Raw genomic sequence first — 21,889 nt, 5'->3', positions numbered from 1 at the left:
GAGCTGACTTGCCAGCGATGGGGCCTGACCGGTCACCCGAGAAACCACCCGGTTTCAAACCTGCGACACCCCGCCACGCCACGACCTTGGTCGACACTGACTAACCGCCGCACTCATGCGAGACTGTCCGCCCGGGCAGGATTGCCGGGGAGTCTTTTGTCGGGAGTGTTGCATGTCGTTGTCCACCGGGCTGATCGCCGCCGTCGCCCTGGCCTATATGGCCATCATGTTCGCCATCGCCTTCTACGGCGACCGTCGCAGCACGCCGTTGCCGCCGCGGATGCGCGCGTGGGTGTACAGCCTGTCGCTGGCGGTTTATTGCACCAGTTGGACGTTCTTCGGCGCGGTCGGCCAAGCCGCCGAACAGCTGTGGTCATTCCTGCCGATCTACCTCGGACCGATCCTGTTGCTGCTGGGCGCGCCGTGGGTCCTGCAGAAAATGGTGATGATCAGTAAACAGGAGAACATCACCTCGATTGCCGACTTCATCGCCGCGCGCTACGGCAAATCGCAATCGCTGGCAGTGGTGGTCGCGCTGATCTGCCTGGTCGGCGTCCTCCCTTATATCGCCCTGCAACTCAAAGGCATCGTGCTCGGCGTGAACCTGTTGATCGGCGCCGGTGCCGACGCCATGGGCACCCGCGCCCAGGACACCGCGCTGATCGTGTCGCTGGTGCTGGCGCTGTTCACCATCGTCTTCGGTACGCGCAACCTCGACGCCACCGAGCACCACCGCGGCATGGTGCTGGCGATTGCCTTTGAATCACTGGTCAAGCTGTTCGCCTTTCTCGCCGTTGGCGCCTTCGTCACCTTTGGCCTGTATGACGGTTTCGACGACCTGTTCAATCAGGCCATGCTCGCGCCACGACTGGAGCAATACTGGAAAGAAACCATCAACTGGCCGTCGATGGTGGTGCAGACCGGTGTGGCGATGATGGCGATCATCTGCCTGCCACGACAGTTTCACGTCACGGTGGTGGAGAATATCGACCCGCAGGACCTGCGTCTGGCCAAGTGGGTGTTCCCGGCCTATCTGGCGCTGGCCGCGCTGTTCGTGGTGCCGATCGCCCTCGCCGGGCAGATGATGCTGCCGAGCCACGTACTGCCCGACTCCTTCGTGATCAGCCTGCCACTGGCCCAGGCCCATCCGGCCTTGGCGTTGCTGGCGTTCATCGGCGGTGCGTCAGCGGCCACCGGCATGGTGATTGTGGCCAGTGTGGCGCTGTCGACCATGGTTTCCAACGACATGCTCTTGCCGTGGTTGCTGCGCCGTAACAACGCCGAGCGCCCGTTCGAAGTGTTCCGCCAGTGGATGCTTTCGGTGCGCCGCGTGAGCATTGTGCTGATTCTGTTGCTGGCCTACGTCAGCTACCGTTTGCTCGGCTCCACCGCGAGCCTGGCGACCATCGGCCAGATCGCCTTCGCCGCCGTCACCCAACTGGCACCGGCGATGCTTGGCGCGCTGTACTGGAAACAGGCCAACCGCCGTGGGGTATTCGCCGGTCTGGCCGCCGGTACATTCCTCTGGTTTTACACGCTGATCCTGCCGATTGCCGCCCACAGCCTCGGCTGGTCGCTGAGCACGTTCCCCGGCCTTTCGTGGCTGCACAGTAACCCGCTGAACCTGCCGATCACCCCGTTGACCCAAGGTGTGGTGTTGTCGCTGGCGGGCAACTTCACGCTGTTTGCATGGGTCTCGGTGTTGTCGCGCACGCGGGTCTCGGAGCACTGGCAGGCCGGGCGCTTCATCGGCCAGGAAATCAGTGCTCGGCCGAGTGCGCGCTCGATGCTCGCGGTGCAGATTGATGATTTGCTGCAACTGGCGGCACGCTTTGTCGGTGAAGAACGCGCGCGACAGAGCTTCATTCGTTTCGCTTACCGCCAGGGCAAGGGCTTCAACCCGAACCAGAATGCTGACGGCGAATGGATCGCCCACACCGAACGCTTGTTGGCCGGCGTACTCGGCGCTTCTTCGACACGGGCGGTGGTAAAAGCCGCAATTGAAGGTCGGGAAATGCAGCTGGAGGACGTCGTCCGAATCGCTGACGAAGCTTCGGAAGTCCTGCAATTCAACCGCGCCTTGCTGCAAGGCGCGATCGAAAACATCACTCAAGGCATCAGCGTGGTCGACCAGTCGCTGAAACTGGTGGCGTGGAACCGGCGCTATCTGGAGCTGTTCAACTACCCGGACGGTTTGATCAGCGTCGGCCGGCCGATTGCCGACATCATTCGCTACAACGCCGAACGCGGCTTGTGCGGCCCCGGCGAGGCGGAAGTCCACGTTGCCCGGCGCCTGCACTGGATGCGTCAGGGCCGTGCACATACCTCCGAACGCTTGTTCCCCAACGGCCGGGTGATCGAGCTGATCGGCAACCCGATGCCCGGCGGCGGCTTCGTCATGAGTTTCACCGACATCACTGCGTTCCGCGAGGCCGAGCAGGCGTTGACCGAGGCCAACGAAGGTTTGGAGCAACGGGTCAGCGAGCGCACCCAAGAGCTGTCGCAGCTCAACGTTGCACTGACTGAAGCCAAGGGCCATGCCGAGGCCGCGAATCAGTCGAAAACCCGTTTCCTCGCCGCCGTCAGCCATGACCTGATGCAGCCGCTAAACGCCGCGCGCCTGTTCTCTGCCGCCCTATCCCACCAGGACGACGGCTTGAGCAGCGAGGCGCAGAAACTGGTGCAACACCTCGACAGTTCGCTGCGTTCGGCAGAAGACCTGATCAGCGACCTGCTGGATATTTCCCGCCTGGAGAACGGCAAGATCAACCCCGATCGCAAGCCGTTCGCGGTCAACGAGCTGTTCGACACCCTCGGCGCCGAATTCAAGGCGCTGGCACAGGAACAAGGGCTGACGTTCCGGGTGCGCGGCAGCCAGTTGCGTATCGACAGCGACATCAAGCTGCTGCGGCGGATCTTGCAGAACTTCCTGACCAACGCGTTCCGCTACGCCAAAGGGCCGGTGTTGCTGGGCGTGCGTCGACGCGGCAGTGAACTGTGTCTGGAAGTGTGGGATCGCGGACCGGGGATTCCGGAAGACAAGCAACAGGTGATTTTCGAGGAGTTCAAACGCCTCGACAGCCATCAGACCCGCGCCGAAAAAGGCCTCGGCCTGGGCCTGGCGATTGCCGACGGTTTGTGTCGCGTGCTCGGCCATACCTTGCGCGTACGTTCGTGGCCGGGACGCGGTAGCGTGTTCAGTGTCAGCGTGCCATTGGCCCGGGCGCAAGCGCTGCCGCAAAGCGCCGCGGTGGAGTTGAACGGCAAGTTGCTCAGCGGCGCGCAAGTGCTGTGCATCGACAACGAAGACAGCATTCTGATTGGCATGAACAGCCTGCTGACCCGCTGGGGCTGTCAGGTGTGGACGGCGCGCAATCGCGAAGAATGCGCGGCGTTGCTCAACGAGGGTGTGCGGCCGCAACTGGCATTGGTCGACTATCACCTCGACAACGGCGATACCGGGACCGAGTTGATGGCGTGGCTGCGCACCACGTTAGGCGAGCCGGTGCCGGGGGTGGTGATCAGCGCCGATGGCCGCCCGGAGACGGTGGCGCAGGTGCATGCGGCAGGGCTGGATTATCTGGCCAAACCGGTGAAACCGGCGGCGTTGCGGGCGTTGTTGAGTCGGTATGTGCCGCTGTAAAAGCAAAAGATCGCAGCCTGCGGCAGCTCCTACATGGGATTTGCATTCATCCTGTAGGAGCTGCCGCAGGCTGCGATCTTTTGCTCTTTACTCTGGCAGTTCGACCAGCCCATCGACATCGGTCATCGCCCGTTCCAGCAAATCCGCCGGCAGACTCTTGCTGGCCCGCGCGCCGAGCAGTTTGAGCTGCTCACTGCGGCTGACCAGGTTGCCGCGCCCTTCCGTGAGCTTGTTGCGCGCCGAGCTGTAAGCCTTGTCCAGCTGTTGCAGGCGATTGCCGACCTCGTCCAGATCCTGAATGAACAGCACGAATTTGTCGTACAGCCAGCCGGCACGCTCGGCGATTTCCCGGGCGTTCTGGCTCTGCCGCTCCTGCTTCCACAGGCTGTCGATCACCCGTAACGTCGCCAGCAACGTCGTCGGGCTGACGATCACGATGTTGCGGTCGAATGCCTCCTGGAACAACGTCGGCTCGGCTTGCAAAGCGGCGGAAAATGCCGCTTCGATCGGCACGAACAGCAACACGAAATCGAGGCTGTGCAGGCCTTCCAGACGCTTGTAATCCTTTCCGGCCAGGCCTTTGACGTGACTGCGCAGCGACAGCACGTGCTGCTTGATCGCGACCTGGCCGAGGGTGTCGTCTTCAGCGGCGACATACTGCTGATACGCCGTGAGGCTGACCTTGGAGTCGACCACCACCTGTTTGTCGCCCGGCAGGTAAATGATCACGTCCGGCTGGAAGCGCTCGCCGTCCGGCCCCTTGAGGTTGACCTGGGTCTGGTACTCGCGCCCCTTCTCCAGACCGGCGTGCTCCAGCACCCGTTCAAGAATCAACTCACCCCAATTGCCTTGGGTTTTCTGGCCTTTGAGGGCGCGGGTCAGGTTGGTCGCTTCGTCACTCAGACGCAGGTTCAATTGCTGTAGACGCTCCAGCTCTTTGGCCAGCGAGAAGCGCTCGCGGGCTTCGGCCTGATAGCTCTCTTCCACGCGTTTTTCGAAGGACTGGATGCGCTCTTTCAGTGGATCGAGCAACTGGCCGAGACGCTGTTGACTGGTCTCGGCAAAGCGCTGTTCACGCTCATCGAAGATCTTCCCCGCCAGCTCGGCGAACTGCGCGCGCAACTCATCGCGTGAGCCTTGCAGGTCGTTGAGGCGTTGTTGATGGCTTTCCTGTTGCTCGCGCAGTTCGGCGTTCAGCGACGCGGCCTGGGCGTCGAGACGACGCAATTCGGCCTCTTTGTTGGCGCGCTCGATGTTCCAGGCGTGGGACGCGTCACGGGCGTCATCGCGCTCGATCTGCAGCAACTCGACTTCGCGACGCAGGGCCGCCAACTCCGCCTGCCTGGCGGCATTGGCCTGGCCGAGGTCGACGATTTCATCGCGACTGGCTTCCAACTGCGCGTTAAGCCCGTCCTGCGCCAGTTGCGCCATGGCCAGGCGCTCTTCGAGCAAGGCGGCCTCGGCTTGCCGGTCGCTGGCCCGCCGCTGCAGTTGCCAGGCCAGCGCCAGCAGCGGCAATCCCGCGCCCGCCAGACCGAGCAACACGCTGGTCAAGTCCATAGCCATAGCCACTCCTGCCGATCCGATAAAGCCTGAAGGTTAACCAAGGCGTGGGGTGTTGGACAGCTCAGTCTTCGAGCAGACCGAGTTCCCGTTGTGCACGACGGTCGCCGGCGCGAGCGGCCTGGCGCAGCAGATCCTGGCCGATGCGCCGATCCCGGGCATTGCCACACTCGCGGCACATCAATTGGCCGAGGCGACTTTGCGCCGTGACTACGCCTTCGCGTGCCGGTTGCTTGAGCAGGCGCCCCGCCAGATGCTTGGCATTACGGCTATCGCCCAGCCGCGGGCTGTCGAGCAGCCATTCGGCCACACGCACGGAAAATCGCTTGGGAGAGGTAACACGAGGGTGTTCGGAGGTAACAGAGTCTGATACTGAGCGAAACTTCATAAAACACTGTGGGACAGATCGGAAGGCGCGCCACTCTACTCTCTTTTTCGTACAGGTAAAGTCGAAAAAAACCCGGCACGCCCGTGCTAGAGCAAGCGCTAGGGACAATCCACAGAAGCTGTGGATAACTCAGTGGACAACCGCTTCCGAACTCGCGCAAAGCCTTGTGGAATGGGGCTCGCAGTCAAACTGACGATTTTTTCACCAACAAAAAAAGACGATATTTTTCATTGACTTAAACTTTTGATGCAGGCAGCCATCGGGGTCAGGATTGATATGACAGTGAGGTTACCGTCTGCGCAACTAATGTGCACAAGTACCTGTTACCCGGTTATATCGATGCGCTTTTTCGGGTCGTTTTGCACCCTGAGCAGTGGATAAGCGGGTTGGCGATGGGCATGACTGCACGCTTTTGTGGCGACGGACGGCTCCTTCGCGAGCAGGCGCGCTCCCACATTCGGATCCCTGTCTCCTGCGGGAGCGAGCCTGCTCGCGAAAGGGCCAGCCCTGTCACCCACGATCCGCGCCACCGACCGAAATCTTTTTTGCCGCAGGGTTTGCATTGCCCAGGACGTTCCGTTACTATCCGCGGCGTTAGTACCAAGCTGAAAGTCAATTCCGGTCGAACACATCCCCACGGTCAACCTTCTTCCCAGAAGCCCTTCACCGAAAAAAGCGGGAACGACCCCTCGATGGTTTCCAGGTAAATCTTGCGCCAGCACAGCCTTTGAATGAATGCAAAGGGTGCTGCGAAGACCACTTACTCTGACCGAACCAACCTGCAAATTGATCAGGATCTTCACCCCGGGCCCAGAACCTCTGCCCTCGATGTGTTGCCTGTCCTCCTAAGTACCTACCTGCCAGCCCAAGCGCGCCAACTTAATAGCGCTTCAAACTGGCTGCTTTGTTCCAGTCGGGTTCTTTGTTCGACCAATGGTGGTCGACATTACTGGAACGTTTTAACGTTGCACGGTTCTTATCCGTGTCATTTGTAGGAACACCTAATAACTATGTCTACTCAAATCCAGACTCAGGATGCCATTCGCACCCTAACCAACGCTTTTGCCCCAATGAACTGCCTGATCATGGCCGCTCGCAAAGGCTGCTTCAGCTTCACCGTGGTCAATGAACACGGAATCGCCCGCCACAGCGAGCGTCTGTACCCCGATCAATACTCCAGCGCCGAGCCGCTGCAGGCCATTATTGATCGTACGCGTCAGGCGTTGATTGCCTGAGAGCCGAAAAGGCTGCAAAAGCAAAAACCCCGCACACAATGCGGGGTTTTTTATTGCCCGATGTTTCGCTTTTAGCCGCTGGTGCCTAAGCACCATCGGATATAACGCTTTTCGCTCGCTGCTGGAAATATTTTAAAAACAGGCCTTTACGTCGTGAATATGACACTACACTTCAACTCAAGCGGCTTGATCCGCTTCCGGCGAGCCTGAGTCGATCCACCGCTGCCAAAGCCCCTTCAGGTTTCGCCGCCCCATTACAAGAATCGAGGGCATTATGGGTATCGCTGCCAGCGAACTGTGTCGCTACGTGATCCGTCCCACATTGATTTATCTGGGACGTCATTGCGCAACCGCCGAATCCCTGCTGCTGGGAATCGCCGCCAGCCAGTCCGCCCTCGGCTCCGCCCTGCATGACCGCCGTGGCCACGGCCTCTACCGGATAGCCGAGCATCGCCACCAAGCCCTTTGGGATCACTACCTGGCTCTGGATCCGGAGCGCGCGAGCCTTGTTCGCGGTCTCGCCAGCCAGCATGCTTTTCTTAGCGGCCCGCACTTGGAATTGACCGTCAATCTGCGTTACGCCACCGCCATCGCCTGGCTGCTGGTAGAAGAACAACACCCCACCCTCCCCGCCCCGGGCGATCTGCTGGGCATGGCGCGAATCTGGCGTCAGACCTTCCAGCCGCAAGGCCGTCTGCGCGACTTCACCTACGCCTGGCAAACCTGTGTTTCACCGGTGAATCAGGTCGCTTGTTGACTGGCGAGTTTTGAAAGATCGCTCAACAGGTCGCGAATCTGGTCGGATTGTCCTACAAAACCGCTCTAACTCAAGGCATAGGGACTATAGCGCTGGAACGAAAATGTTGGTAATTTTCGCCCCGGTGATCACCAGGAGTTCTAATAATGAAAAAAGTCATGCTCAAAACCACCCTTAGCCTCGCCGTTACCATGGCATCCACCCAGATCTTCGCAGCTGGCTTTGCCATCAACGAACACAGCATCAGCGGGATGGGTACTGGTTACGCTGGGCGATCCTCTTCTGCCGACGACGCAAGCACTGTTTATGGCAACCCTGCCGGCATGTCGCGCCTCACGCGTGAACAAGTCACCGGCGGTGTTGCATTCCTCGATGCCAAGACCGATATCAGCGACGCCAGCTCCAGCCCTAACGGCGGCAGCAACAAAGGCGACATGGTGCCCTTCACCTCCGTACCTATGGGCTTCTACGTCAAACCGATCGACGAGCATTGGGCATTCGGCCTCGGCGTTTATGTGCCGTTCGGCCTGATTACCGACTATGAAAAAGGCTTTGGCGGCCGTTACTTCGGCAGCAAGTCCGAAGTACAAGTCATCACTTTCCAGCCAACTGTCAGCTACAAGTTCAACGATGTGGTGTCGATCGGTTTCGGTCCGACCATCAACCGTATCGACGGTACGCTGGAATCCAACCTGTCGATCACCCAGGCCGCGCCGGACGGCAAGGTCAAGATCAAGGGTGACGACACCGCGCTGGGCTACAACATCGGCGTGCTGGTACAAGCCACCGACACCACGCGTCTGGGTCTGACCTACCACTCGAAAGTCGATTACAAGCTCGAAGGCAACACCAAGGTCAATTACAGCGTGTTGGGCGCAGTCGGTCTGGGCGCCGAGCAGAAGTACGACGCTTCGCTGAAGATCACCACGCCTGAATCGGTGGACTTCTCCATCACTCAAGCGATCAACGATCGCTGGAACGTCTACGCCGGTAGCACCTGGACCCGCTGGAGCCAGCTGGAAAAGATCACCGTCAAGAACTCCGGCGTGCAGCCGCTGTTGGCGGGTCAGTTCGGCGAGATCACCGAAGACCAGAACTGGCACGACTCCTGGGCTTACGCCGTGGGTACTTCGTACCAGCTGAACAAGGAATGGGTACTGCGTACCGGTCTGACCTTCGACCAGTCGCCGACCAACAACGTCGACCGCTCGCCACGCATCCCTACTGGCGACCGCACAATCTTCAGCATCGGTGCCGGCTGGAGCCCGACCGAAGACCTGACCATCGACGTGGCTTACTCGTACCTGAAAGAAGAGTCGGTCAAGGTCCACAACCAGAACGATCGTGGCCAGACCTACGACGCCAAGTATGAAAACTCGGCAAACGGTTTCGGTGTTGGCGCTACTTACCGCTTCTGATGCTGCACGGCGAGGCTAAACCCTCGCCCACAGAAAAGCCCCGCTCTCTTTGCAGAAAGCGGGGCTTTTTTGTGCCTGAGATTTACAACCTGTAGGAGCTGTCGAGTGAAACGAGGCTGCGATCTTTTGATCTTGTTTTTTAAGATCAAAAGATCGCAGCGTTCCGCAGCTCCTACAGGGTCAGGGTTGCAGTGGTTTTGAGGCAATGGCCTTTTCAACTGCCGCGATAAACTCCGGATCATCCGGCTTGGTCAGGCTGGAGAAATTGGCAATCACCTTGCCTTGCCGATCGATCACGTACTTGTAGAAATTCCACTTCGGCGCACTGCTCTGTTCGGCCAGCACCTTGAACAGATGAGTCGCATCGTCGCCTCGGACCTTCTGCGGCTCGGTCATGGTGAACGTCACGCCGTAGTTGGCGTAGCAGACCTTGGCGGTTTCGGCGCTGTCCTTGGACTCCTGCTTGAAGTCATTGGACGGCACACCGAGCATTTCCAGGCCTTGCGCCTTGTAATGCTGATTGAGCGCTTCGAGGCCCTCGAACTGAGGGGCGAAGCCACAGAAACTGGCGGTATTGATCACCACCAGCGGTTTGCCGGCGTAGCGCTGGCACAAATCGACGGATTCCTTGGCGCGCAACTTGGGCAACGAACCTTGCAGCGCCTCCGGGCAATCGGCCGCTTGGGCCAATCCGGTCAACGCCATCAGCAACGCAGGTACAGCACACCAGCGCATGAGCATGTCGGGCATCCTTTGAGCAGTCATCAGACTCCCGACGTTACTCGCCATCCAAGCCTACAAGCAAGCGCCCAGGCCCAACTGCATCAACGCCAGGCCGCCCTGATGCCAGCCCCACCACACCAGCGCCAGCAACAGCGCGCCGAGTGCGGTAAAGGCGATGCGCGGCCAGGAACGCTTCATACGGCACCGACCGCCGGCTGCAGACGCGCCACCGGACGCTCGCGTACCGGCCAGTTCAGCGCGGCCGCCAGCAGACTCAAGAGAATCGCCACTTGCCAGATCAAGTCATAACTCCCGGTACGGTCATACACCACGCCACCCAGCCAGCCGCCGAGGAACGAGCCAAGTTGATGAAAGAGGAACACGATACCGCCGAGCATGGACAGATTGCGCACACCAAACAAGGTCGCCACGGTGCCGTTGGTCAACGGCACCGTCGACAGCCACAGGAAGCCCATGGTCATGCCGAACAGGTACGCCGAAGTCGTCGTCACCGGCAGCCACAGGAACAGCACGATCACCACTGCACGCAACAGGTACAACGCCGTCAGCAGACGCGGTTTGGACATGCGCCCGCCGAGCCAGCCAGCAGTGTAAGTGCCGAAGATATTGAACAGCCCGATCAGCGCCAGCACCGTGGTCCCGACCGTGGCCGGCAGATGCTGATCAACCAGATAGGTCGGCAGATGCACACCGATGAACACCACCTGAAAGCCGCAGACGAAAAAGCCGAATGCCAACAGCCAGAACCCCGAGTGCGAACAGGCTTCGCGCAGTGCTTCAGACAAGGACTGCTCATGGCCCAGCACCGGCAGCGGCTTGTCCTTGAGCATGCTCACCAGCGGCACGATCAGCGCCACCAGCAGGCCCAGCACCAGCAACGCCGCCGACCAGCCGAGCCAGCCGATCAAACCCAGTGTGCCCGGCAACATCGCAAATTGACCGAAGGAGCCGGCGGCACTGGCAATGCCCATGCCCATGCTGCGTTTTTCCGGTGGCACCGCACGCCCGACCACGCCGAGGATCACCGAAAACGAGGTGCCGGACAGGCCGATACCGATCAATAGACCCGCACTCAGCGACAAGGTCAGCGCCGAATCGGACAGACCCATGCACACCAAGCCCAGAGCGTAGAGTACGCCGCCGACCAGCACCACTTTGGCCGCACCGAATCGGTCAGCCAGCGCGCCAGTGAACGGCTGCGCCAGCCCCCAGATCAGGTTTTGCAAAGCGATGGCGAAGGCAAACACTTCGCGCCCCCAGCCGAACTGTGCACTCATCGGCGACAGGAACAGGCCGAAGCCGTGCCGCACGCCCAATGACAACGCCAGAATCAGCGCACTTCCCAGCAACACCCAACCGCACGTACGCCACATCGATGTCATTGTTATTCTCCGTTCGCGGGTATATACCCGCTTAAATCCGGAAAAACCGGCCTTCAGGCCAGTTCGTCCAACAGTCGCAGCAAGGTTTCACGCTTCTCGGCGCCCAGGCGATCGATCAATCGCTGTTGCGCCGCTTCCCAGGCCGGCAGCGCTGCCGCAAGGCGCTGTGCACCGGTTTCGGTGAGCCGGACGATGCGGTTGCGCATGTCCTCGCCCTCGGCCAGCGCCACCAGGCCCTCGCCTTCGAGTACCCGCAGGTTGCGCCCCAAAGTGCTGCGATCCAGGCCCATGGCTTCGGCCAGTTCCGAGATGCTCGGCTGATCCAGACGCTGCAGGTTGCACAGCAAAGAATACTGGGCAACGTTGATCCCGAAGCCGTCGAGAGCGCCGTCGTAATGCCTGCTGACGCCACGAGCGGCGCGACGCAGGTTGGTGCACAAACACTGAGAAGGAAGCATGATGCGTGTATATACCCGCGACTGTGTTAAATCAAGTTACACATGAGTTTATCAATAAGGATTGTGGCGTCTGACACTTCCCCATCGCTGGCAAGCCAGCTCCCACAGTTTTTTGCAAGTGTTCAAAAAATCTGCAAACGCCTCAATACCTGTGGGAGCTGGCTTGCCAGCGATGAGGTCCGAACAGGCAACAGGCACCTGTCAGACCAACACAACCCCAACCAGCACCGCCACCTCCAGCAATTCCAGCAACGCTCCCGCCGTATCGCCCGTGGTCCCGCCCAACCGCCGCATCATCACCTGCCGCAGCCAGACAAACCCGACGAACGCGACAACCAGTGCAACAATCGCTTTCACCCCGGCAATCAGCAAGCAGGCCAGCGCACTTGCCCCCAGCACCCACCAACCGGCCCGGCGCGGCAGATGATCAGCCAACGCCTGCCCCAACCCACCCGCGCGAACATACGGTGTGGTCAGAAACAGCCCCAGCAACGCCGCGCGCCCCAGCAGCGGCACGATGATCAACATCACCGCGTGCCCTTGCTCGACCAGCGCCAACAACGCGCAAAACTTCAGCAGCAACACCAACACCAGCGTCACCACGGCAATCGGCCCGCTGCGCGGGTCCTTCATGATCGTCAGCGTGCGCTCGCGATCACCGAAACCACCAAGCCAGGCGTCGGCGCTGTCAGCCAGACCATCCAGATGCAGCGCGCCGCTGAGCAGCACCCACACCGTCAGCAACAGCGCCGCATGCAACAACAACGGCGCGCCGGCCAATACCAGGTTGAATACCCAGAGGATCACCCCGAACAGCAACCCCACCAGCGGATAAAACAACAGCGAACGCCCGAGTTGTTGCGGCTCCGGCATCCCCGGCAGACGAATCGGCAAGCTGCTGAGAAATTGCAAGGCGATCCACAGTGGCAGCATCTCAGTGACCTTCCTTGAGCACGCCATCGGCCTCGACGCTGAGCGCGAACAGCGAAGCATGCGCGACTTCGACATTGAGCAACTGCTCACGCGGCAAACCTCGCGCCTGCGCCAGCAACAGACGCATCACGCCGCCATGACTGATCAGCAGAACGCGTTCACCGGCATAGGCCTGATGCAACCGCGCAACCGCGCCCAGCACGCGCGCCGCAAAATCACTGACCGGCTCACCCTGTGGCGGCGTGAACGCATACGGATCGGCCCAGAACAACCCCAGCGCCTCGGCATCGGTCTCCATCAGTGCCACTGCGCTCTGCCCTTCCCAGGCACCGAAATGCAGTTCTTGCAGATCTTTATCCAAATGAACCGGCAGCCCCAACTGCTCGCCCAGGTCGGCGGCAAACCGCGCACAACGCTGCAACGGCGAGCTGATCAAGCGATCCCACGGCCCTCCGGCGATCACGGCGGCACGCATCTGCGCCCAACCTTTTTCGGTGAGCGCATCATCGAGACTGCCGCGCAAACCGCCGCCCAGCTCAGTCTCACCGTGGCGCAGCAGGTCCAGACGCAACGTCATGCCGGACGATCCGCCACCGCCGCTTCGGCGAACGTCGCCATCTGCCCGTGCAGGTCGCAGGCCAGACGCAACAGCGGCACAGCCAACGCCGCCCCGCTGCCCTCGCCCAGACGCAAACCGAGTTCCAGCAGCGGTTCGGCATTGAGGGTTTCCAGCACGTGACGATGGCCCGGCTCGGCGCCACGATGGCCGAACAGCAGCCACTCGCGGCAGGCCGGATTCAGCCGCACCGCGACCAACGCGGCGACCGTGCAGATAAAGCCGTCGACCAGCACCGCGACGCCTTCCTGCGCACACGCCAGGTACGCGCCGACCAGTGCGGCAATTTCAAAACCGCCGAGGTTGAACAGGGTTTGCAGCGCATCGCCACGTTGCGCCGCGTGCAGCGCCAGTGCGCGCTCGATCACTTGTGCTTTATGGCTGACGCCTTCGGCGTTCAACCCGGTGCCGGGACCGGTCAGGTGCGCCACCGGGCAATCGAGCAAGGCACACGCCAGCGCACTGGCGGCAGTGGTGTTGCCGATGCCCATTTCGCCGCCGATGAACAACTGTGCGCCGGCCGCTTTGGCTCGCAGCACACTGTCACGACCGGCCTGCAAGGCGAGTTCGCCCTGCGCCTGGGTCATCGCCGCGCCTTTGGCGAAGTTCGCCGTGCCCGGGCCGATGTTCAGATGACGCACGCCCGGCAGATTCAACGTCGGTGTCACGGTGCCCAGATCGACTACTTCCAGCTGCGCATCGAGCTGGCGCGCCAGCACGCTGATCGCCGCACCGCCGCTGACGAAGTTGAGCAGCATCTGCCCGGTGACTTCCTGCGGAAAGGCGGAAACACCTTCCGCGACCACACCGTGATCACCGGCAAAAATCGCGATCCAGACCTGCTCCAGCGTCGGTTTGATCTGCCCCTGCAACCCGGCCAATTGCACCGCCACGCTTTCGAGGCGACCAAGGGAGCCGGCCGGTTTGGTCAGTTGCTGCTGGCGCGCCGCCGCTTGTTCAACGATCTCGGTATTTACGGATTGGCACGGGTTCAACCACCACGCTTGAGTCATAACGCAGGTCCTTTCAGGGTCAGGGGCAGGCCGGCGACTGTCAGGACGACTCGCTGACAACGCTCGGCCAGAGCTTGATGCAGCCAACCGGCTTCATCGACGTAGCGGCGAGTCAATTCGCCCAGCGGCACGACACCCATTCCGGTCTCGTTGCTGACAAAAATGATTTCTCCCGGCAATGACGCCAGGCCGTCCAGCAGGGCTTCGCGCTCGGCGGCGAGACGCGCGGCGTCATCGAGCATCAGCAGATTGGTCAGCCACAGGGTCAGGCAGTCCACCAGCAGGCAACGCTCGGCGCCGGCGTTTTCACGCAGGACGCGGGCCAGTTCTACGGGTTCTTCGATCAGTGCCCATTCGGCCGGACGCCGGGCGCGGTGATGAGCGACGCGCTCGTTCATTTCGCCGTCCAGCGGCTGGCTGGTGGCGATGTAAGTGACCGCCAGCTGGCTGTCGCTGGCGAGTTTTTCCGCCAGGCGACTTTTGCCGGAGCGGGCACCGCCGAGGATCAGTTGGAGCATGGGGACATCCTGAAAATTATGTGTTGAGGCCACCGGCCCCTTCGCGAGCAAGCCCGCTCCCACAGTGATCGCAGTGGCTGAAACACCTCACTCCCCTGTGGGAGCTGGCTTGCCAGCGATGGGGCCTGGGCAGGCCACTCAAATCCCGCAGAGCTCACGCAACAAATCGGTATCCAGATGCCGCTCCACCAGATCCGCCAACCGCTCGATATCGCGCTCGCGCAAGCCGTGGTAATCCACCGTCTGCACATCACTCAACCCGGCCCAGCGCAGTAACGCGACACTGGCTTGCGGTGATTCGAACAAGCCATGCAGATAAGTGCCAAAAACCTGCCCGTCCAGACTCTGCGCGCCATCGCAACGACCATCATCCAGATGCACCGCCGCATTCTCCAGCGCCGGCCCCACCGTCACGCCCGCATGGATTTCATAGCCACTGACCTCGGCGTTTTCCAGCGCCAGATGCCCGCGCACATTGCGCAATTGCTTCTCGGCTTCCAGCGTGGTTTCGAACGCCAGCAAACCCAGGCCGGCACTGGAGCCCGGCGCGCCTTCCAGGCCCAGCGGATCGTGCACCTGCTCGCCGAGCATTTGCAGACCGCCGCAGATCCCCAGCAACTTGCCGCCATAGCGCAAGTGCCGATTGATCGCCGCGTCCCAGCCATTGGCACGTAAATAGGCAAGATCGCTGCGCACGCTTTTCGAGCCGGGCAGGATGATCAGGTCGGCGGCAGGGATCGCCTGCCCCGGGCCGATGAATTGCAGATCGACCTGCGGATGCAAACGCAGCGGATCGAAGTCGGTATGATTGCTGATACGCGGCAGCACCGGCACCACCACTTTCAGCACTTGCTCGGCCTTGTCGGTCTGACGCTGGTCGATACCGTCCTCAGCCTCCAGATGCAGATCCATCACGTACGGCAGCACGCCGACCACCGGTTTGCCAGTGCGTTGTTCCAGCCAGTCGAGGCCCGGTTGCAGCAAGGCGATGTCACCGCGAAAACGATTGATGATGAAACCTTTGACCCGTGCCTGCTCGCTCGGCGACAGCAACTCCAGCGTGCCGACCAGATGCGCAAACACCCCGCCGCGATTGATGTCGGCGATCAGCAGCACCGGGCAATCCACCGCTTCGGCGAAGCCCATGTTGGCGATGTCACCGGCACGCAGATTGATTTCGGCCGGCGAGCCAGCGCCTTCAACCATCACCAGCGGATAGGCCGTGCTCAGCCGCTCGTGCGACGCGAGCACCGCTTGCATGGCGATGGCTTTGTAGTCGTGATACGCCACTGCGTTCATGCTGGTGACCGCGCGGCCATGGATGATCACCTGCGCGCCCGTGTCGCTGTTGGGCTTGAGCAGCACCGGGTTCATGTCGGTGTGCGGTTCGAGATGCGCGGCTTGCGCCTGCACCGCTTGCGCCCGGCCAATCTCGCCGCCGTCGGCGGTCACCGCACTGTTGAGCGCCATGTTCTGCGGTTTGAACGGCACCACCGCCACGCCCTGACGGGTGGCCCAGCGGCACAGCGCCGTCACCAGTGTGCTTTTACCGGCGTCGGAGGTGGTGCCTTGCACCATCAGGGTGGTCATTTCGATTCCTTGGCAAAGGCTTGCAGCGCTTGTTCGAGGCGCGCTTCTTCAGCGGCGTTGGCGGGCAGGCCAAAACGCAAACTGCTGTTGTGGGTGAAGATGCGCAGAAGGATCCCGCGTCGCGCCATGAATTCGTGTAGCGCTTGCGCGTGCTCGGTGATCAGCCACTGAAACAACGCACAACCCCCATGGGGTTTGAAGCCATAACGCTCCAGCAGCAGCGCCAGACGTTCACTGGCCTCATCGCTGCGAATACGTTGCCGAGTGTGCGCTTCAGTGTCCTGCAGACAGGCCTGACCGAGCACCCGTGTCGGCCCGCTCACCGCCCACGGTCCGACCTGTTCCGCGAGCAACCTGAGCAACTTGCGCTCGGCCAGCACAAACCCCAGACGCACCCCCGCCAGACCAAAAAACTTGCCGAACGAGCGCAACACGATCAGGCCAACTTGATGAGTGTGCGAGGCCAGGCTCAGCTGCGGCGTGTTATCCATGAACGCTTCATCGACCACCAGCCAGCCGCCGCGCTGGGCCAGCCGCGCATGCCAGTCGAGCAGCCGCGCCGGGGTCAGGCTCAGGCCAGTGGGATTGTTCGGATTGACCACCACCAGCACGTCGAGGCTGTCGAGAAAGAATTCCACTTCCTGCTCCAGCACTTCGCGCACGATATAACCACTGCGACGCCAGGCTTCGGCGTGCTCGGCATAACACGGCGACAACACACCGACCTTGCCGGCACGGCGCAAACGCGGCAGCAGCTGGATCGCCATTTGCGAACCGGCCACCGGCAGCACCTGCGAAGCACCGTAGTAATCACACGCGGCCTGCTCCAGGCCGTCGTCGGTTTCCGGCAAGCGTGCCCAGGCGCGCAACGGAATCTGCGGCACCGCAAATGGCCACGGCGCAAGCCCGCTGGACAGGTCGAGCCAGTCGGCCTCGGCAATCCCGTAATCGAGTGCAGCCTTGCGCAGCCGGCCACCGTGCTCAAGCATAGAATTCAGCCCCCACGCAGAGAATCAGCAGCCATAACCATACCCCGCGCTGGACCAATTGCCAGCCGCGATCAATCGAATCGGCATCCGCCGGCGCACCTTCGCCCAGTTGCGGACGCTCATGCAGTTCACCGTGATAGATCGCCGGGCCGCCCAGTTCGACGCCTAACGCACCGGCGCCAGCCGCCATCACCGGACCGGCGTTGGGGCTGTCCCATTGCGGGCCCTGGCTGCGCCAGCATTTCCAGGCGAGCCGGGTGTTGCCCAGCAGCGCGTAGGTCAGCGCCACCAGTCGGGCCGGAATGTAGTTGAGTACGTCGTCGATTTTTGCCGCGCACCAGCCGAAGCGCTCGAAGCGTTCGTTGCGATAGCCCCACATTGCGTCGAGCGTATTGCTCAGGCGATAGAGCACCACGCCCGGCGCACCGGCCACGACAAACCAGAACAGCGCGGCGAACACCGCGTCACTGCCGTTTTCCAGCACCGATTCAGTGGCGGCGCGGGCGACGGCGGTGCTGTCCAGTTCGCTGGTCTGACGGCTGACCAGATAACCGACGCGTTTGCGTGCTTCTTCCAGATCATCAGCGCGCAAGGCGCAGGCTACCGGCGCGACATGCTCACCGAGGCTGCGCATGCCGAGGGCACAATACAGCGCCAGAATCTCGACGATCCAGCCCACGTACGGCGCCCAGGAAAACGCGGTGGCGAGCAAGGTCAGCGGCAGCACCGCGATCACCCACGCGGTGACCCCGTGACTGCGCCAGCCGCGTCCGCCCGCATTGAATCGGCGCTCGATGCGCCCGGCAAAATTGCCGAACGCCACCAGCGGATGCCAGCGTTTCGGTTCACCCAGCAGCGCATCCAGCGTGACTGCGGCGACACTCAACAACGCCACACTCATTGACTCACTCCCCAATAATTTTCGTACAGCAACTCATTGAGCGGCCGCGCCTGCGCCCACCCTTCGAGTACCAGCATCGGCGCCGGATAGAATGCCTTGACCGGCCCCAGGCACAACACTGCCAATGGCTTGGCCCCGGCCGGCAACTGCAGCAGATCGGCCAGCGCCTGCGGTTCGAACAGCGACACCCAGCCCATGCCCAGCCCCTCGGCACGGGACGCCAGCCACAGATTCTGAATCGCGCAGGACAGCGAGGCCATGTCCATTTCCGGCAGCGTACGACGGCCGAAAATGTGTTTTTCACGATCGTCCATCAGCGCCGCGACCAGCACTTCGGCGCAGTCGTTGATGCCTTCGACCTTGAGCTTCATGAACTCGTCACTGCGCTCGCCGAGGGCTTCGGCGGTACGCACGCGTTCTTCTTCGACGAGGTTCTGGATCTGCCCACGCAGGGCGCGATCGCTGATGCGGATAAAGCGCCATGGCTGCATCAGACCGACGCTGGGCGCCTGATGCGCGGCTTCGAGCAGACGGCGCAGCAGCTCCGGCTCGACCGTGCCGCCGGTGAAGTGGCGCATGTCGCGGCGCTCGGCGATGGCTCGGTAGACGGCTGCGCGTTCGGCCTCGGAATAGGCGTTGTCGATCATGGCCCCATCGCTGGCAAGCCAGCTCCCACAGGGAATCGCGTTTCTTCAGGCATGACACCGGCCACTGTGGGAGCTGGCTTGCCAGCGATGGCGGCCTTGAGATCTGGCGCAAACAATGCGGCAATCGCCGCCGGATTCGACGGAAAGTAAAAATGCACGTACGACGCCGTCATCCGCCCCTCCCGATAAACCGCCTCCGCCCCGCGCCCGCCATTCGGGCTGACTCCCCGGGCAATCGGCGTCAGTTCGGTGCTGGTCAGGGAATGGTGATAGGTGTGGCCGCGCAACGAACCTTCTGGCAAATCCACCGCTTGCAGTGCCAGTGCCGCCAGACGTTTTTGCATCACCGCCTCACCGCGCAGCAGCCCGACCAGTTTGGCGCGGGTGCCTTCGACATCGGTCAACGCGTCGAGCAGATAGAGCATGCCGCCGCACTCGGCAAGCAGCGGTTTGCCGGCAGCGTGGTGCGCGCGAATCGCATCCAGCATCGCGGTGTTTTGCCCCAGCGCCACATGGTGCAATTCCGGGTAGCCACCGGGCAGATACAGACTGTCGGCGTCGGGCAACTGCGTATCGCGGATCGGCGAGAAGAAACTCAACTCGGCGCCCATCGCCCGCAGCAGATCGAGGCTGGCGCCGTAGGTGAAGGCAAAGGCTTCGTCACGAGCGACGGCAATGCGCACGCCGTCGAGCAGCGGTTCGGCAGGGATCACTTCAGGCGCGGCGAACTCCACGGCCGGTGGCAGCGCTACCTCGCAACTGCTGGCCAACGCTTGGGCGGCCGCGTCGAGACGCAGGTCCAGATCATTCAATTCGCTGGCCTGCACCAGACCGAGATGGCGACTCGGCAACTCGATCCCGGTTTCCCGCGACAGCGCGCCGTACCAACGCAGACCTTCGGTGAGACTGCCTTCGAGCAATTGCGCATGACGCAAGGTGCCGACTCGGTTGGCCAGCACCCCGGCAAACGGCAGGTCCGGCTGATAGCGCGCCAACCCCAGCGCCAGGGCACCAAAGGTCTGGGCCATGGCGGTGCCATCGATCACACCAAGCACCGGCACACCAAAATGGCGCGCCAGATCAGCGCTGGACGGCGTGCCGTCGAACAGGCCCATCACGCCTTCAATCAGGATCAGATCGGCTTCGGCGGCGGCTTCCCACAACAGGCGGCGGCTTTCCTGCTCGCCAACCATCCACATGTCCAGTTGATACACCGGCGCACCGCTGGCGCGCTCGAGAATCATCGGGTCGAGGAAGTCCGGGCCGCACTTGAACACGCGCACCTTGCGCCCCTGGTTGCGATGCAAGCGAGCGAGCGCGGCGGTGACAGTGGTCTTGCCCTGACCGGAGGCCGGCGCGGCGATCAGTACCGCCGGGCAGTGACGTGGTTGATTCAAAGTTCGACGCCTTTCTGCGCTTTGATGCCGGCCTGGAAGGCGTGCTTGAGCATGCCCATTTCGGTGACGGTATCGCCCATTTCGATCATTTCCGGCTTGGCCGCGCGACCGGTGACGATCACGTGCTGCATCGGCGGACGCGCCTGCAGGTCGCTGAGCACTCGATCCAGATCGAGGTAGCCGTGTTTCAGGGCGATGTTCAGTTCATCCAGCACCACCAGGCCGATCGACGGATCACGCAGCAGCTCGCGGGACACTGCCCACGCAGCTTCAGCGGCGGCGATGTCACGCTGGCGATCCTGGGTTTCCCAGGTGAAACCCTCGCCCATCACGTGAAAACGCACTTGCTCGGGGAAGCGGCGGAAGAACAACTCTTCACCAGTGCTATTGCGGCCCTTGATGAATTGCACCACGCCACACTGCATGCCGTGGCCCATGGCACGGGCAAGCATGCCGAACGCCGAGCTGCTTTTGCCTTTGCCATTGCCGGTCAACACCAGCACCAGGCCGCACTCGTCAGGGGAATTGGCGATGCGTTCGTCGATCACGGCTTTTTTGCGCTGCATACGCGCCAGATGGCGTTCGTCGCGCTCGGGGGAATCGGTCATGGGGGAGCTCTCCGTTGAGGCTGGATAACGGCGGGCAGGCACAAGAACAGACGGCAAAAAGCCTGGCATCGCCCACCGTGATGCCGCTGGATGGATCAGGCCGGTCTCCGGGCTCATGAGCGGCGAATCGCCCGACTGCGCGCCTTCCCGCGTCGGTCGACACAGTGGCTCAATGCGCAGTTTTCACTCATTTACCGTTGCGGGGGCAGCGCCGGGATCGTGATCGTGCTTCACCTGAAGACAACCCTCACCGGCTTCCCTGTTTCACTCTGTCGACACGCGTCACAGAGCACCTGAAACAAGCCGCGAAGGTTAGAGGGTTGGGGGTGGAGCGTCAATTAAAGAGGGGGCCGTCGGGCGAATAACTGCCGCCGATCAATTATCTGACGCCAATCTTGTGCCACACTGAGACAAGTGATATCAAAGAGCCATGCTTTTGATTGAAAAAGCACACCACAACAATAAGGATGATGACGATGCAAGGCATGATCATCAGCAACCCGCGCCTGGAATTCCTGCGCCCGGTGCTTGAACGCTGGTTTGACTGTATTGACCGTTACAACGCGGTACGCGGTGACAACGACACGCCCTATTGGCATGACGAGAAAGCCAATCTCGGCTTGCTTTCCGCTGCGGCCTGGATGGCCGAACTGGTGACCCTCTGCGATACCACCACCCGCAAACAGAACGAGGACGGCGAGCGCAATGCCCGCGCCGACCTGTTCATCGCCGGGGCCGAAGACCGCGCCTACCTCCAGGCGACCCAGCGCTGGCCACGGGTCAACAACCTCAATCTGACCCAGGCCCTGCTGGACATCACCAGCGATGCCAAACGCATCAGCTTCGCCAGCGACCTCAAGCTCGGCTGCCTGTTCGTCGCCCCGCAGAAGGCCCAGCACAGCGCCAGCCCCGAAGAGTTGCAGGACATGGTCGACGACCTGCAAAAGGAGCATTGCTGCGCCGTGGCCTGGTATTTCCCCTACGCCTACCGCAAGTTGCGCAGCGAAGCGGGCAATTATCACCCGGGCATCGCCGTGCTGTTCAAAGAGGCCCGCGGATAGCGGTTGAACCATCGGGTGCGCAGGGTTC

21 protein-coding genes and 1 riboswitch are annotated in these 21,889 nt (G+C 61.8%); of the genes, 5 read left to right on the top strand and 16 right to left on the bottom strand.

Going from position 1 to position 21,889, the window contains the following annotated elements; translation table 11 throughout:
- Window positions 1-172: 172 nt before the first annotated feature.
- Window positions 173-3,643, top strand: coding sequence for a PAS domain-containing hybrid sensor histidine kinase/response regulator (locus GTQ41_RS08610; protein ID WP_047292899.1), 3,471 nt, complete (start codon window positions 173-175; stop codon window positions 3,641-3,643).
- A gap of 87 nt (window positions 3,644-3,730) precedes the next feature.
- Here GTQ41_RS08610 and rmuC read toward each other — a convergent pair whose 3' ends face one another.
- On the bottom strand, window positions 3,731-5,095 hold the full coding sequence (gene rmuC, locus GTQ41_RS08605) for a DNA recombination protein RmuC (protein WP_179294988.1): 1,365 nt from the start codon (window positions 5,093-5,095) through the stop codon (window positions 3,731-3,733).
- 175 nt (window positions 5,096-5,270) lie between these two features.
- Complete coding sequence (locus tag GTQ41_RS08600) at window positions 5,271-5,594, bottom strand: sel1 repeat family protein (RefSeq protein ID WP_080963253.1); 324 nt, start codon at window positions 5,592-5,594, stop codon at window positions 5,271-5,273.
- Between the two features lie 1,010 nt (window positions 5,595-6,604).
- Between GTQ41_RS08600 and GTQ41_RS08595 the strand changes: the two genes are divergently transcribed.
- The 3 genes from GTQ41_RS08595 (at window position 6,605) to GTQ41_RS08585 (ending at window position 9,004) form a co-directional block, all read left to right on the top strand.
- A complete protein-coding gene (locus GTQ41_RS08595) occupies window positions 6,605-6,829 on the top strand; it encodes a hypothetical protein (RefSeq protein WP_007962908.1) in 225 nt (74 codons plus the stop codon).
- Between the two features lie 274 nt (window positions 6,830-7,103).
- Window positions 7,104-7,586 carry a hypothetical protein gene (locus GTQ41_RS08590; RefSeq protein ID WP_041074321.1) on the top strand — a complete coding sequence of 161 codons (483 nt, stop codon included), beginning with the start codon at window positions 7,104-7,106 and terminating at the stop codon, window positions 7,584-7,586.
- Between the two features lie 146 nt (window positions 7,587-7,732).
- On the top strand, window positions 7,733-9,004 hold the full coding sequence (locus tag GTQ41_RS08585) for an OmpP1/FadL family transporter (RefSeq protein WP_047292892.1): 1,272 nt from the start codon (window positions 7,733-7,735) through the stop codon (window positions 9,002-9,004).
- Window positions 9,005-9,184: 180 nt separating this feature from the next.
- Here GTQ41_RS08585 and GTQ41_RS08580 read toward each other — a convergent pair whose 3' ends face one another.
- The 14 genes from GTQ41_RS08580 to cobO form a co-directional block, all read right to left on the bottom strand.
- Complete coding sequence (locus GTQ41_RS08580; protein ID WP_047292891.1) at window positions 9,185-9,745, bottom strand: glutathione peroxidase; 561 nt, start codon at window positions 9,743-9,745, stop codon at window positions 9,185-9,187.
- A gap of 54 nt (window positions 9,746-9,799) precedes the next feature.
- Window positions 9,800-9,925 (bottom strand): hypothetical protein, encoded by a 126-nt coding sequence (locus GTQ41_RS28790; RefSeq protein WP_256588587.1) that lies wholly within the window; start codon window positions 9,923-9,925, stop codon window positions 9,800-9,802.
- On the bottom strand, window positions 9,922-11,130 hold the full coding sequence (locus GTQ41_RS08575; protein WP_047292890.1) for an MFS transporter: 1,209 nt from the start codon (window positions 11,128-11,130) through the stop codon (window positions 9,922-9,924). The genes GTQ41_RS28790 and GTQ41_RS08575 overlap by 4 nt, the downstream gene beginning before the upstream one ends.
- Window positions 11,131-11,183: 53 nt before the next feature.
- Complete coding sequence (locus GTQ41_RS08570; protein WP_007950413.1) at window positions 11,184-11,588, bottom strand: MarR family winged helix-turn-helix transcriptional regulator; 405 nt, start codon at window positions 11,586-11,588, stop codon at window positions 11,184-11,186.
- A 201-nt stretch (window positions 11,589-11,789) separates the two neighbouring features.
- Window positions 11,790-12,521 carry an adenosylcobinamide-GDP ribazoletransferase gene (locus GTQ41_RS08565; protein WP_047292889.1) on the bottom strand — a complete coding sequence of 244 codons (732 nt, stop codon included), beginning with the start codon at window positions 12,519-12,521 and terminating at the stop codon, window positions 11,790-11,792.
- Window position 12,522: 1 nt separating this feature from the next.
- On the bottom strand, window positions 12,523-13,098 hold the full coding sequence (gene cobC / locus GTQ41_RS08560) for an alpha-ribazole phosphatase family protein (protein ID WP_047292888.1): 576 nt from the start codon (window positions 13,096-13,098) through the stop codon (window positions 12,523-12,525).
- Window positions 13,095-14,150: a nicotinate-nucleotide--dimethylbenzimidazole phosphoribosyltransferase gene (cobT, locus tag GTQ41_RS08555; protein WP_047292886.1), complete on the bottom strand. Its 1,056-nt coding sequence runs from the start codon at window positions 14,148-14,150 to the stop codon at window positions 13,095-13,097. Before cobT ends, cobC begins: the two co-directional genes overlap by 4 nt.
- On the bottom strand, window positions 14,147-14,668 hold the full coding sequence (gene cobU / locus GTQ41_RS08550) for a bifunctional adenosylcobinamide kinase/adenosylcobinamide-phosphate guanylyltransferase (protein ID WP_047292884.1): 522 nt from the start codon (window positions 14,666-14,668) through the stop codon (window positions 14,147-14,149). Before cobU ends, cobT begins: the two co-directional genes overlap by 4 nt.
- 138 nt (window positions 14,669-14,806) lie before the next feature.
- The gene (locus tag GTQ41_RS08545; RefSeq protein ID WP_047292882.1) at window positions 14,807-16,258 is read right to left on the bottom strand and encodes a cobyric acid synthase; all 1,452 of its coding nucleotides are present in this window, start codon (window positions 16,256-16,258) and stop codon (window positions 14,807-14,809) included.
- Complete coding sequence (cobD, locus tag GTQ41_RS08540) at window positions 16,255-17,247, bottom strand: threonine-phosphate decarboxylase CobD (RefSeq protein WP_047292880.1); 993 nt, start codon at window positions 17,245-17,247, stop codon at window positions 16,255-16,257. The genes GTQ41_RS08545 and cobD overlap by 4 nt, the downstream gene beginning before the upstream one ends.
- Complete coding sequence (cbiB, locus tag GTQ41_RS08535) at window positions 17,240-18,148, bottom strand: adenosylcobinamide-phosphate synthase CbiB (protein ID WP_047292877.1); 909 nt, start codon at window positions 18,146-18,148, stop codon at window positions 17,240-17,242. Before cbiB ends, cobD begins: the two co-directional genes overlap by 8 nt.
- The gene (bluB, locus tag GTQ41_RS08530; RefSeq protein ID WP_047292875.1) at window positions 18,145-18,795 is read right to left on the bottom strand and encodes a 5,6-dimethylbenzimidazole synthase; all 651 of its coding nucleotides are present in this window, start codon (window positions 18,793-18,795) and stop codon (window positions 18,145-18,147) included. Before bluB ends, cbiB begins: the two co-directional genes overlap by 4 nt.
- The gene (locus tag GTQ41_RS08525; protein WP_047292873.1) at window positions 18,792-20,192 is read right to left on the bottom strand and encodes a cobyrinate a,c-diamide synthase; all 1,401 of its coding nucleotides are present in this window, start codon (window positions 20,190-20,192) and stop codon (window positions 18,792-18,794) included. Before GTQ41_RS08525 ends, bluB begins: the two co-directional genes overlap by 4 nt.
- Window positions 20,189-20,800 (bottom strand): cob(I)yrinic acid a,c-diamide adenosyltransferase, encoded by a 612-nt coding sequence (cobO, locus tag GTQ41_RS08520; RefSeq protein ID WP_041074346.1) that lies wholly within the window; start codon window positions 20,798-20,800, stop codon window positions 20,189-20,191. Before cobO ends, GTQ41_RS08525 begins: the two co-directional genes overlap by 4 nt.
- Before the next feature lie 80 nt (window positions 20,801-20,880).
- A riboswitch (cobalamin riboswitch) is annotated at window positions 20,881-21,112 on the bottom strand.
- 164 nt (window positions 21,113-21,276) lie between these two features.
- Between cobO and GTQ41_RS08515 the strand changes: the two genes are divergently transcribed.
- The gene (locus GTQ41_RS08515) at window positions 21,277-21,861 is read left to right on the top strand and encodes a hypothetical protein (RefSeq protein ID WP_041074348.1); all 585 of its coding nucleotides are present in this window, start codon (window positions 21,277-21,279) and stop codon (window positions 21,859-21,861) included.
- The last annotated feature ends 28 nt before the right edge of the window (window positions 21,862-21,889 follow it).

The organism is Pseudomonas sp. AN-B15, assembly GCF_019056475.1.
In the GTDB taxonomy this organism is placed as follows: domain Bacteria; phylum Pseudomonadota; class Gammaproteobacteria; order Pseudomonadales; family Pseudomonadaceae; genus Aquipseudomonas; species Aquipseudomonas parakoreensis.
The sequence above is the reverse complement of the archived record's forward strand: the minus strand, read 5'-3'. Positions and strand labels throughout refer to the sequence as shown.

Coding starts and splice junctions, on each gene's coding strand:
- GTQ41_RS08545 (WP_047292882.1), bottom strand. CDS start 16,258: ATGACCACCCTGATGGTGCAAGGCACCACCTCCGACGCCGGTAAAAGC.
- cbiB (WP_047292877.1), bottom strand. CDS start 18,148: ATGAGTGTGGCGTTGTTGAGTGTCGCCGCAGTCACGCTGGATGCGCTG.
- bluB (WP_047292875.1), bottom strand. CDS start 18,795: ATGATCGACAACGCCTATTCCGAGGCCGAACGCGCAGCCGTCTACCGA.
- GTQ41_RS08600 (WP_080963253.1), bottom strand. CDS start 5,594: ATGAAGTTTCGCTCAGTATCAGACTCTGTTACCTCCGAACACCCTCGT.
- GTQ41_RS08580 (WP_047292891.1), bottom strand. CDS start 9,745: ATGCTCATGCGCTGGTGTGCTGTACCTGCGTTGCTGATGGCGTTGACC.
- cobO (WP_041074346.1), bottom strand. CDS start 20,800: ATGACCGATTCCCCCGAGCGCGACGAACGCCATCTGGCGCGTATGCAG.
- GTQ41_RS08590 (WP_041074321.1), top strand. CDS start 7,104: ATGGGTATCGCTGCCAGCGAACTGTGTCGCTACGTGATCCGTCCCACA.
- GTQ41_RS28790 (WP_256588587.1), bottom strand. CDS start 9,925: ATGAAGCGTTCCTGGCCGCGCATCGCCTTTACCGCACTCGGCGCGCTG.
- GTQ41_RS08570 (WP_007950413.1), bottom strand. CDS start 11,588: ATGCTTCCTTCTCAGTGTTTGTGCACCAACCTGCGTCGCGCCGCTCGT.
- GTQ41_RS08595 (WP_007962908.1), top strand. CDS start 6,605: ATGTCTACTCAAATCCAGACTCAGGATGCCATTCGCACCCTAACCAAC.
- GTQ41_RS08610 (WP_047292899.1), top strand. CDS start 173: ATGTCGTTGTCCACCGGGCTGATCGCCGCCGTCGCCCTGGCCTATATG.
- GTQ41_RS08515 (WP_041074348.1), top strand. CDS start 21,277: ATGCAAGGCATGATCATCAGCAACCCGCGCCTGGAATTCCTGCGCCCG.
- GTQ41_RS08575 (WP_047292890.1), bottom strand. CDS start 11,130: ATGACATCGATGTGGCGTACGTGCGGTTGGGTGTTGCTGGGAAGTGCG.
- GTQ41_RS08565 (WP_047292889.1), bottom strand. CDS start 12,521: ATGCTGCCACTGTGGATCGCCTTGCAATTTCTCAGCAGCTTGCCGATT.
- cobD (WP_047292880.1), bottom strand. CDS start 17,247: ATGCTTGAGCACGGTGGCCGGCTGCGCAAGGCTGCACTCGATTACGGG.
- cobT (WP_047292886.1), bottom strand. CDS start 14,150: ATGACTCAAGCGTGGTGGTTGAACCCGTGCCAATCCGTAAATACCGAG.
- cobC (WP_047292888.1), bottom strand. CDS start 13,098: ATGACGTTGCGTCTGGACCTGCTGCGCCACGGTGAGACTGAGCTGGGC.
- cobU (WP_047292884.1), bottom strand. CDS start 14,668: ATGCTCCAACTGATCCTCGGCGGTGCCCGCTCCGGCAAAAGTCGCCTG.
- GTQ41_RS08585 (WP_047292892.1), top strand. CDS start 7,733: ATGAAAAAAGTCATGCTCAAAACCACCCTTAGCCTCGCCGTTACCATG.